Source organism: Roseibium sp., assembly GCF_025698965.1.
In the GTDB taxonomy this organism is placed as follows: Bacteria; Pseudomonadota; Alphaproteobacteria; order Rhizobiales; family Stappiaceae; genus Roseibium.
The window spans coordinates 1-10,809 of the sequence record NZ_JAILWL010000211.1; the positions used below are offsets into that span (position 1 = coordinate 1).

At 55.7% G+C, this 10,809-nt stretch carries 10 protein-coding genes; 3 read left to right on the forward strand and 7 right to left on the reverse strand.

Annotated features, from left to right (window positions below; all coding sequences use genetic code 11):
- The first annotated feature begins 493 nt into the window (after positions 1 to 493).
- On the forward strand, positions 494 to 871 hold the full coding sequence (locus K5905_RS17295; RefSeq protein WP_297586079.1) for a VOC family protein: 378 nt from the start codon (positions 494 to 496) through the stop codon (positions 869 to 871).
- A 325-nt stretch (positions 872 to 1,196) separates the two neighbouring features.
- Positions 1,197 to 2,243, forward strand: coding sequence for a cytochrome-c peroxidase (locus K5905_RS17300; protein WP_297586081.1), 1,047 nt, complete (start codon positions 1,197 to 1,199; stop codon positions 2,241 to 2,243).
- 114 nt (positions 2,244 to 2,357) lie between these two features.
- Here K5905_RS17300 and K5905_RS17305 read toward each other — a convergent pair whose 3' ends face one another.
- The 7 genes from K5905_RS17305 to K5905_RS17335 all read right to left on the reverse strand — a co-directional run bounded on the left by K5905_RS17305 (position 2,358) and on the right by K5905_RS17335 (position 9,921).
- On the reverse strand, positions 2,358 to 3,110 hold the full coding sequence (locus K5905_RS17305; RefSeq protein WP_297586083.1) for a YoaK family protein: 753 nt from the start codon (positions 3,108 to 3,110) through the stop codon (positions 2,358 to 2,360).
- 183 nt (positions 3,111 to 3,293) lie between these two features.
- Positions 3,294 to 4,019, reverse strand: a complete 726-nt coding sequence (locus K5905_RS17310; protein ID WP_297586084.1) for an HAD family hydrolase — start codon at positions 4,017 to 4,019, stop codon at positions 3,294 to 3,296.
- A 36-nt stretch (positions 4,020 to 4,055) separates the two neighbouring features.
- Positions 4,056 to 4,892, reverse strand: coding sequence for an alkaline phosphatase family protein (locus tag K5905_RS17315; protein WP_297586086.1), 837 nt, complete (start codon positions 4,890 to 4,892; stop codon positions 4,056 to 4,058).
- On the reverse strand, positions 4,892 to 6,541 hold the full coding sequence (locus tag K5905_RS17320; RefSeq protein WP_297586088.1) for an ABC transporter ATP-binding protein: 1,650 nt from the start codon (positions 6,539 to 6,541) through the stop codon (positions 4,892 to 4,894). The genes K5905_RS17315 and K5905_RS17320 overlap by 1 nt, the downstream gene beginning before the upstream one ends.
- Entirely contained in the window at positions 6,534 to 7,349 is an 816-nt protein-coding gene (locus K5905_RS17325) for an ABC transporter permease (protein ID WP_297586095.1), read from the reverse strand. Before K5905_RS17325 ends, K5905_RS17320 begins: the two co-directional genes overlap by 8 nt.
- A 13-nt stretch (positions 7,350 to 7,362) precedes the next feature.
- Positions 7,363 to 8,322: an ABC transporter permease gene (locus K5905_RS17330; protein ID WP_297586089.1), complete on the reverse strand. Its 960-nt coding sequence runs from the start codon at positions 8,320 to 8,322 to the stop codon at positions 7,363 to 7,365.
- Positions 8,323 to 8,334: 12 nt separating this feature from the next.
- On the reverse strand, positions 8,335 to 9,921 hold the full coding sequence (locus tag K5905_RS17335; RefSeq protein WP_297586091.1) for an ABC transporter substrate-binding protein: 1,587 nt from the start codon (positions 9,919 to 9,921) through the stop codon (positions 8,335 to 8,337).
- A gap of 203 nt (positions 9,922 to 10,124) precedes the next feature.
- Here K5905_RS17335 and K5905_RS17340 point away from each other — a divergent pair.
- Positions 10,125 to 10,809: DeoR/GlpR family DNA-binding transcription regulator (locus K5905_RS17340; protein ID WP_297586092.1), on the forward strand; the 685-nt coding region annotated here is incomplete at its 3' end.

A 10,809-nucleotide genomic window follows, 5' to 3' on the forward strand; every position in this document is an offset into this window, starting at 1 on the left:
AAGACTGACCGTAAGGCATGTTGGAACTCAGTACCGGTCGACGTCTGAGTTTTTGAAGGATTTTGGGATTGGGTCTCATATCGACAAATGGATTTTCCTATATGGTACCGAAATGTCCGCACGTGCCGGCAGCCGCAGTGCGCAGGTGCGTCGACCTTTTCGACACATCGCTTCTTTTCGGGATTGCATGCGCTGGCTTGGGAGTTGAAATCCAGGCTGGCTGATTGAATTGACTGGTGATTATTAAACTTGAGTATGTTTTTCAAGTTTAATAATCCTCGGTTGCGACAAAGAGACGATGGATCAATTCGATTGTTCAGCGATGCCTGATCAAAGTGCGACAGATCTGATTGAAGAGAACCCGTTGCACAGTTCTGAATGACAGTGTACCGATGATTTCAGGCACTGCCCTGAACCGCGACTAATCATTCTTTTGAAGCTGGCACCGACCGCTTTTTCAGAAAATTCGCCTCTTATGACCAGGGAGCATCCCATGTCTGATGAAACAAGCCGTCGGTTTCGGCTCGGCCGTGTTGCTGCAATGATTGCCGTGAGCGACATTGAAAGATCGCTTGAAATCTATAGATCCGTCTTCGGGTTTGAAAAGGTTTTCGAAAACGGTAATCCGGTCGGCTTCATGATCTTGAAGAAGGACGATGCCGAGCTGCATTTGAGCCTGCAAAAGGACTACAAGGCACCATCCTTCAATGTTGCGCACATGTTGGTTTCCGACGCTGAGGCCGCATATCGGGCATGCGAGGAACACGGACTGCGGATCATCAAGAGCCTGAAGACCAAGGACTACGGCTTGAAGGCATTTGTCATTGCTGATCCGGACGGAAACAGGATCGACGTCGGTCAGCCGGTCTGACATCTGCCAATTTGAGCCAGCTTGGACCTATCGAACCACGGCTGGTTCATGGCCTGATTCTTTTCGCATCACCTCAAAGCTGATTTTGGTCCGTCGGGAAGGATTATCGGCTTGCCGGTCCCCCGACCGGACTGATCCGCGCCTCGAGACCGCGCGCAGCAGCCCAGCATTTACACTGCCCGCGCCAGTCTGCCGCAACCTTTAATTGAGCTAGATCAAAAGATTTTTGTTGCGACAATGCGATAATTAGAACTGTTCTAAAGAACAGAATTCCTTCCGAACCAGCTTGTTGTTCTCAACCCCTCCCACCTCGGAGACTCAAGCAATGAACTACCTTTTGACGTCTTTGGTTACTGCCGGCTGCCTCTTTGCAGGTTCCGTTTACGCGCAGGAGGATCTCAGATCCGAAGCATTGGACATGTTCCAACCCGTACCTTCGACTGTTCCCTCCTTCAAAAACAATCCCGTAACGCCGGAAAAAATCGAACTGGGCAAGGCGCTTTTCTTCGATCCCCGTATGTCTGCATCCGGTGTCTTTTCCTGTAACTCCTGTCACAATCTGGCAACCGGTGGCGATGACAACATGTCCACCTCCATCGGCCATGGCTGGCAGAAAGGTCCGCGCAACTCGCCAACAGTGCTGAACTCGGTCTTCAACGAGGCCCAATTCTGGGACGGCCGGGCCGCCGACCTTGCAGAACAGGCGAAGGGTCCGGTCCAGGCCAGTGTGGAAATGGCCAACACGCCGGAGAATGTGGTCAGGACGCTGAACTCCATGCCTCATTATGTCGGTTGGTTCCAGGAGGCATTTCCCGGCGAAGGCGAGCCTGTCACTTTCGACAATTTCGCAAAGGCCATAGAAGCGTACGAAGCAACGCTGATTACGCCGGCTCCATTCGATGCATGGCTGAACGGCGACGATAATGCCCTGAGCGAACCCCAGAAAGCCGGATTGCGTGTTTTCATGGATGCCGGCTGCACGGCCTGTCACAACGGCGTCAATGTTGGCGGCCAGGGCTACTACCCGTTCGGACTGGTTGAAAAACCGGGTGCCGATGTTCTGCCCGAAGGCGACAAGGGCAGGTTTGCAGTGACGGAAACCGCCGATGATGAATATGTCTTCCGCGCCTCCCCGTTGCGGAACATCGCCGTCACCGCCCCCTACTTTCACTCCGGCATCGTCTGGGACCTCAGGACCGCCGTCGAGATTATGGCCTCATCGCAACTCGGTGCGGAGTTGACAGAGGAAGAGGTTGATGACGTGGTCGCGTTTCTTGAAGCCTTGACCGGACAGGTGCCGGAAGTCACTTACCCGGTACTGCCACCTGAAACCGCAACAACGCCAAGGCCGACCGGCGCTGTTCTCGAATAACGGTCCTCGTCTGGTTCGGAAGGCGTAACCGTCGTGCCGTTTCCGGCGCGGCGGTATCGCTATGCTGATGCCAGGCAAACGAACACCGGAAACAGACCCTGACCTTCCGGTCTTTCAGCGCGATACTCGCGCTTCGGTGGTGCCTTCATGCTCACCGGTCTGGCTCAAGGCCACCGTCAGAAGGATCACGAAGGGAACGCTGAGTGCCCAAAACCCCAGAAGCTTCATTGCGATGGAACCAACGAAACCACCCGCTGCAAACGCCGCCATGGTTGCGCCGGTGCTGATCGCCGTTTTACGAGCCTGTTCATGGGTCTTGAAGGTCTCCCGGCCGCCAAACCAGCCGTCGAAAAGGCCCGCGACGAGGCGGTTGGTCTTGCCGGTCATGAAGGTAGTCGGGCCGTGAATGCTCAGGACTTCGGTCATGATTGCCGCCTGAAGGGACATGGCCGATGTCGCCAGACAGACGGAGACCAGCGTCTGAATGGCGGCCGGTCCGGGGAGCGGTTCTGACAGCCCCGCAAACAGCATGAAGGCCGCGACAAGGGTAGCTTCAAGGGTAAACAGACCGCGAAGCGATACGGCGTTGCGCCCCTTCAGCCAGGAGATCAAGGCGTACCATACAAAACTCATGAAAAGATAAGCCGTAATCACCGTGATGTTGACCGGCAGATAGGACGGTCTGTCGACCATGTTGACGAACAGCATCACGAAAGAGCCGGTGATGACGGCAGTAAACGTGTGGAACAGCCCGATAATACAAACAAGTTCGACAAAGCAGGCACAGAACGCGAGCGTCACCGGCAGTAATCGGTGATCGGGATGAAAAACCTGTTTTAGGTTTCGGGGTGAGTAAATGGAATGCACGCCTGCCTCCGCCAGTGCCGTTAATATCAAGATGGCGGTGCCGGCGCCGCGCTCCCCTGCAATCATTACGGCTTCAGAAGCATTTAGCAATCCTGACGGGAAGTGACACGCAAACTGAGCTATTGAAAAGCGAGGGGGGCAAGCAAGGTGCCGGAAAGAAGCGGCCTCAGAGGTCACTTGCGCTCAGTGTTTCACCGATCGATCCAGGTAATCCGGCAGGCTTTCGATGGAGGGTAGAATGACGTCGGCGTGGCCTTCCAGTTCCTCGGCGGATGCCGGGCCGGTCAGGACGGCCACGCTGAGACCCACCTTGGCGTTTCGGGCGCAGTCCATATCGTGGGTGCTGTCGCCGACAAAGATGATCTGTCCCGGTTCGATGCTCATGCGCTCGCAAAATCCGTGCACCATGCCCGCTTCCGGTTTCCGGCCATAGCCGCTGTCGGAGCCGCAGACAAAGTCGAACAGGGTCATAGCCGATGCTTCCTGCAGCTGCGTGACGGCGCCTCGTTCATAGTCGTTTGTGGCAACGCCAAGCTTGAGCCCGAAATCCCGCAAGCTGGTCATCACACCGGAAAGGTCGCAGGTCGGGAACACAGGCAAATCGGCATAGATATCGTGGTTCAGTCTGATGATTTCCTCAAGACTGCGACCGGGAAGCAACTCCGACCAGGCTTCGTTCACCTCATCCGCACTGGCGTTGACGATAAGTGAGCCGGTAATGAATGTCCGGCTTTTCCTGTCAAAACCGCAGATATCCGCCATCCGGTTTTTCAGTCCGTCATCGTTTCCGGCGAGCGCGTCAAACATGCGGTCACAAAAATGAGCCCAGGTCTCGTTGAAATCAAAAAGTGTGCCGTCCTTGTCGAAAAGGACGGCCTTAAAATCACTGATCAATTGTCTTGTTGTCATTGAATGTCCAGATCTTCCGCCGGATTCGGCCCATACTCACAAAAGAAAGGGCTCGTCCTTCATCGTTTCAGGGATAGGTACTCCCATGAGTTTGAGAACAGTCGGCGCCAACTGCGTCTGGCGTAGCAGGGTCTCGGGTGACGGGCCGGCTGCCTTGCCGAAGTAATAGAGCGCGAAATCCTGCTGCTCTTCGCTACGCCCGCCATGATGTCCACGGTCGTTTTGACCATGATCGGCTGTCACGATAACTTCATATCCGGCAGAACGCCAACGGGTTAAGTAGACCGCCAGCGCTTCATCCAAACGCGCGCAGGCGAGATCCATTTCCTCGCATTCATGCCTGAAACGATGCCCCATACTGTCGAGCGTACAGGTGTGCAGAATGCCGTAATCCAGATTGAAGCGGTTGCACAGCATGGTGAGCGTTGCGAACAGATCCGCATCCGATGGCGTCATCTGATTATCGTGACCGTAACCAGACATTGTGTGAAAGCGTCCATGGTTTATGGAGACGCTGTCGGGTTCGTCATATTCGATATCGCGGACCGGATCGAACGGGGACCTGTTGAAGAATTCCGACCAGAAGGAATGCGTGACTGCACCGGTGACGCCGCCCGATTTTCGCACTTCGGAAAAAATATCGGGAACGGAGAGCCTGAAGACATTGGCGTTGCCTGCAGAGCCGTGAACAGCCGGCGTCACGCCCGTATGAATCGAGGCGTAGCAGGATGCGGAGATCGACGGCAAAACCGAACGCATTTTCCAGACACGGGCGTCGCCGCTGTCGACCCAGCCTTCCAGATTGCCGAAGAGAGATCGCCAGTTGCGCCAGGGAACACCATCCAGGATGATCAGAAGAAGACGATTGTCCATCAGTTGCCTGCACTGTCCATTTTTCGGGTTGAAATAACGTCCTCAAGCCATCCCAGGCGCATGTCCGGGACCGAGGAAAGCAAAAGATCCGTGTAGTCGTCAAACGGCGGCGACAACACTTTCGATTTTGCACCATAACGGACGACATTGCCCTGGTACATGACCGCAATCATATCGGCGATTGCACGCACCGTGGCAATATCATGGGTGATAAAGAGATAGCTGACCTGTTCGATTTCCTGCAAATTCAACAGGAGTTTCAAAATGCCGTCCGCCACAAGCGGATCGAGCGCGCTGGTGACCTCGTCACAAATGATGAGCCTCGGTTTGGCCGCCAGTGCCCGGGCAATGCACACGCGCTGTTTCTGACCGCCGGAAAGTTCCGCCGGATACCGCTTGAGGAAACCTTCCCCAAGTTCGATCTCATCCAGCAACTCGACAACCCGCGCTCTTTTTTCAGCGCCCTTCATGCCGAAGTAAAATTCCAGGGGACGGCCAATAATCGTTTCGATGGTCTGGCGCGGGTTCATCGCCACATCCGCCATCTGATAAATCATCTGCAACTCGCGAAGCTGTTCCTTGCTGCGGTCCTCGAGTGCCGTGGGAAGGATGTCTCCGTTGAAGGTTATGGTCCCGTCTCGCGCCGGCAGCAGCCCGGTCATTACGCGTGCAAGCGTTGACTTTCCCGATCCCGACTCGCCAACGACAGCCAGTGTTTGCGAGGGATGAATTTCCACCGAGACGTTTTTCACGACATCGAAGTTCAACCCCCTGTACCGGGCCGAAACATTTTCGAGCTTGAGTACCGGCTGGCCTCGGGAAGGGGTCTCGTCATGGATCGTCGAACGGATCGAAACCAGAGCCCTGGTGTAGTCTTCGCATGGGTTGTTGATGATCTGGTCGGTGGTACCGTACTCCACCATTCTGCCATGCTGCAGCACCATGATGTGATCGGAGACCTGCGCCACGACTGCCAGATCATGGGTGATATAGATGGCTCCGACGCCTGTCTCTCGGATGGCTTCCTTGATGGAGGCGAGAACGTCGATCTGTGTGGTCACGTCCAGAGCCGTCGTCGGTTCGTCAAAGATCACCAGATCCGGCTCCGGACAAAGCGCCATTGCCGTCATGGCCCGTTGTAATTGCCCGCCAGAAACCTGATGCGGATATCGATTGCCGAACGTTTCCGGCTCAGGCAGTCCGAGCTTTTCGAACAACCGGATCGCGCGGCGTTCGGCATCCTTGCGCGAACACAGACCGTGGCTGAGACAGCTTTCGACAATCTGGTCCATAAGGCGCTTGGATGGGTTGAAGCTGGCCGCCGCGGATTGCGACACGTAGGTCACCTTGCGCCCACGCAGATTCCGGAGATCGGAGGTGCTGTCTTTCAGGATGTCTTCGCCATTGATGAAGATTTCCCCGCCGGTGATCTTGATCCCGCCCCGGCCATAAGCAAGCGTCGACAATCCGATTGTGGATTTGCCAGCGCCGGATTCGCCGATGAGACCCAGCACCTTGCCTTTTTCAAGAGTGAGATCGACACCGTGGACGATCTCGATATCCCTTGGCTTTTCACCCGGCGCAAAGACGGTCGCGCCGATTTTCAGACCGCGAATGTCGACCAGGCTATGAGTAACACTGTCACGCATTGCGGCCCCCTTTCAGGCTGGCGGTGCGGTTGAGAACCCAGTCGGCCACCAGATTTACCGAAATCGCCAGAGTCGCAATGGCAACGGCGGGAGCAAGGGCTGCCGGGATGCCATAGACGAGGCCTTCCTTGTTTTCCTTCACGATCGCTCCCCAGTCGGTTTCCGGCGGCGTGATGCCAAGACCAAGAAACGACAGCGTAGAGACAAACAGCACCATGAAGATGAACCGCAGGCCCAGTTCGGCAACGAGCGGCGACAGTGCGTTCGGCAGGATCTCGCGCAGGACAATCCATCTTGTCCCCTCCCCGCGCAATCGGGCTGCCTCAACGTAGTCCATGACATTGATGTCGACCGCCACCGCACGCGCCAACCGGTAGACACGTGTTGTGTCCAAAAGACCCATCAACACGATAAGGATCAGAATTGAGGCCGGCATTACGGAGAGCACGACGAGCGCGAAGATCAGCGTCGGGATGGTCATGATCAGATCGACAAATCGGGACAGTGCCATGTCGACCCAGCCACCGAGAACAACTGCCGCCAGTGCCAGAGACGTTCCGAGCGTGAAGGACAAAAGAGTAGCGGCAGAAGCGATGAAGATCGTGGTACGTGCGCCGTAAATCATCCGCGTCAACAGATCCCGGCCAATATTGTCCGTTCCGAGCCAATGCTGGGCGGACATCGGCTCCCAGACGTCTCCGACGATCTCGCCGATCCCATAAGGGGCGACAAGGGGAGCGAAAACGGCCAGGGCAAAAAAGAAGGCCGTAACAGTCAGCCCGATAAGGGCGCTCAGTGGAATTCGCATCATCACACGAGCCTCACTTGGGGTGCCTCAGACGGGGATTGGCGACGATGCCGATAATGTCCGCAGTCATGTTCAAAAGAATGTAGACACTGGCAAAAATCAGACCTGCGGCCTGCACCACAGGAATGTCCCGCTTGGCGACATGATCGACCAGATACTGGCCCATGCCGGGATAAACGAAAATCACCTCGACCACGACAACACCGACGACAAGATAGGCCAGGTTGAGCATCACAACATTGACGATCGGAGCAACGGCATTTGGCAGGGCGTGCCGCGAAATCACGGCGAATCTGGACAATCCCTTGAGTTCGGCGGTCTCGATGTAGGGTGCCTCCATCACGTTGAGGATGGTTGCACGGGTCATGCGCATCATGTGTGCAAGCACAACGAATGTCAGGACAATGACCGGCAGAGCGATGGATTGCAGTTTCTGCCCCAGGCTCATGGAGTCGTTGAGCATGGAGACCGACGGCACCCACCGCAGTTTGACCGCAACGAAGAACATGAACAGATAGCCGATGACGAATTCGGGTACCGAAATCGTTGCAAGCGAGACTGCGGAAATGAGCCGATCCGGCCAGCGATTTCGGAAGCGGACCGCAATCAGGCCGAGAAGGATCGCAAGAGGAACGGATACAAGTGCTGCCCAGAAGGCCAGAAACAATGTGTTGCTGAGCCGCTTGGCTATTGCCGATCCGATGTCCGCGCCATTGGTCAGTGCAGTGCCGAAGTCGCCCTGCAATGCCCCCAGAAGCCAACTCAGATATCGGGAGACTGCCGGTTCGTTGAGCCCCATCTCCTCACGAAGATTTGCAATCGCTTCGGGGGTCGCCGCTTGTCCGAGAACGGCCTGAGCCACATCACCCGGCAGGATCTGGGTTCCCGCGAAGATGAGGACCGAAGATGCCAGAAGGAGCAGGACACCCAGCGCAAAGCGCTGGATGACCAACAGGATCAAGTGCGTAGGCACGAGCGGTCCGCCTTAGTCGAACCATGTTTTGACGGCGATGAAACCGTTCATCAAATCGCCTTCAGGGTTTGTTTCCCATCCGTCGACATTGGTGGCCATACCGTCGATAAACTGGTTGAACATCGGATTGATCAACCCACCTTCCTCGTGCACCAGGCGAGCCATCTTGCCGTAGATTTCCTGACGCTTTTCCGGATCCAGTTCACCGCGTGCTTCTAGCAGCATCGCGTCGAATTCGGCATTCTTGAAACGTGTGTCGTTCCAGTCGGCTGTAGAGAGGTACCCCACGGACCACATCTGATCCTGAACCGGGCGACCGCCCCAATAGGACGCTGCGAACGGTTTCTTGTTCCAGACTTCCGACCAGTATCCGTCCGCCGGTTCCGGCTTCAACTGCAGTGGAATTCCTGCTGCATTCGCGCTTTGCTGGAAAAGTTGAGCCGCATCCAGAGCACCGGCGAAGGCCGCATCGGAAACGTGCAGAACGATCGGAGAACCATCATGACCGGACTTTTCGTAAAGCTCTTTGGCCTTTTCAAGATCGAAGGTGCGCTGCGCAATGGTGCTGTCGAACAGCGGATAAGCTTCGTTGATGGGTGAATCGTTGCCGACCTTGCCATAGCCCGCCAGAACCTTGTCGACCAGTTCTTCCCGATTCACAGCATGCTTGAGTGCCAGCCGCAGGTCCTTGTTGTCAAAGGGCGGCGTATCAACATGCATGACGAAGATGTAGTGGCCTTTGCCTGAAGTCGTTTCAATATCGATCTCGGGGCTGCGGCCAAGCAGCTTCGCAGTCTTTGGGGAAACCAGGTTGATCGCGTGGACGATGCCGGACTGCAAGGCGTTCGCCCGGGCGGTGTCGTCGTTGATCACGATGATCTCGACGCTGTCATAGTGACCACGCGTGGCGTCCCAGTAATCCGCGAATTTTTCGAATTTGTACCGAATGCCCGGCTCATCCGCCGTTACCTTGTATGGTCCGGTACCAATGCCGGCACCCGGGGCGTCCAGGCCACCATTCGGCTGGATAACGAGGTGGTAATCCGACAGCAGGAAGGGAAGGTCGGCATTCGGCGTTGTCAAATGTACCGTGAACGTGTCGCCATCGACTTCCATGGATTCGATACCGCGCATGATGCCCAGAGCTCCGGACTTGGTATCTTCATCCGAGTGACGCTGCATGGTTTTCAGCACATCCTCGGCAGTCATTTCTTGACCATTGTGGAACTTGACACCCTTGCGGATCGTGAAGTCCCAGGTTTTACCGCCCTCGCGCGGCGCGAAGCTTTCCGCCAGGCGGGCAATGACTTCGCCTTCCGGGGTCACTTCGGTCAAAGTCTCGCCGTAAGTGCGCAGAGCCTTGGCAGTTACGTGGCTGGTCGACAGGGCCGGATCGAGCGAATTTGTGCTCTCGCCCCCTTTCAGCCCCATGACAAAGTCACCCCCCTTTTTCGGTTCGGCCGCAATGCCGGCATCCGGCAGGGCGAAACCGGCAACGGCAGCCAGAATGGCAATGGCGCTTGCACGGCCCAATACGCTTCGGCGGGTCAATTTTCCACCGGTGAACTTTCCAACGAATTTTTGCAGCTTGTCAGACATGAATACCTCCCAAATGCCGCGATAGATGAAGCCCGACGCCATCTATGCGACGACTCATGTTAGTTTAATGACATTACGATGTAAATTTTCTTACATTTATTATGTGAAAACGGCGATTTTTGTAATATTTCAGACAAACTCTTACATGGACAGACGCAGACGCAGCTGATTTAAATATCTGTTGGCAAAGGAGAAACGCAGAAATGGCTGCTTCGGGAAAGCAACAGCGACAAGACAGGCTTTTGAAAATTCTCAAATCATCCGGATACGAGCGGATCGAGGATCTTTCCCAGAAACTGTCAGTTTCCGAACAAACCATCCGCCGCGACATCAACCTGCTGGATGTGGAGGGGCGCCTTCGCCGAACCCATGGCGGTGCGGCTTACGTCAGCGCCTTGAACAGCGAAGACTATCTTCAGCGTCGGCATGAATCGACCGACGTCAAACAACGCATTGGCTACAAGGTCGCCTCGCTGGTTGAAGACGGAGCTTCGGTTTTCATTGACGCAGGCACAACCTGCGAAGCCGTTGCCGGTGCCCTCAATCAAAGACGTGACCTTAAAATCGTCACTTATTCCCTTGCTGCCGCCATGCTGTTGAAAGATCGTCGCGATTTCACGGTCGCGATCCCAGGAGGCTTCGTCAGGCATGTGGACGGGTCTGTCTACGGGGAACCGACATCCGACTTCATCAGCCGGTTCCGCTTCGACATTTCGATCTTCTCGGTCAGCGGCATCGAGCCGAGCGGCGAGATGAGCGATGACGACCACTGGGAGGTCTCGAACGTGGAATGCGCCATGAACCGTTCGCGAAAGACGCTGCTGGCGGTCGATTCGTCAAAATACAAGAAGGGCGGTCTTGTCACGCTCGGTAACATCACATCGATGG